Source organism: Belnapia mucosa, assembly GCF_016775475.1.
GTDB lineage: Bacteria > Pseudomonadota > Alphaproteobacteria > Acetobacterales > Acetobacteraceae > Belnapia > Belnapia mucosa.
This window is the reverse complement of record NZ_JAEUXJ010000123.1, coordinates 1-257: the sequence shown is the minus strand read 5'-3', so window position 1 is coordinate 257 and position 257 is coordinate 1. Positions and strand designations below refer to the sequence as shown.

The following is a 257-nucleotide window of genomic DNA, read 5'->3' as shown; positions in this document are numbered from 1 at the left end:
GAGACCGCCCGCGGGGTGCAGAACCTGCAGGACATCGCCACCGCGCGCTCCACGTACCGCCTGGCGTTCGGCATCGGCGACTACCGCCGAGACACCGGCTTCGGCGAGAACCCCATGGCGCTCGCGTACACGCGCTCGCAGTTCACCATCGCCTCCCGCGCGGCGAACCTCCCGGGTCCCATCGACGGCCCCGCGGTCGGGGCGCTCGGCGCCAAGCTCGCCGAGGCCACCGGTGTCACGGACGAGTTCGGCATGAC

At 72.8% G+C, this 257-nt stretch carries 1 pseudogene; it reads left to right on the top strand.

Annotated features, from left to right (window positions below):
- Nucleotides 1-257 (top strand): annotated as a pseudogene (locus tag JMJ55_RS30630) (aldolase/citrate lyase family protein); the annotation flags it as partial.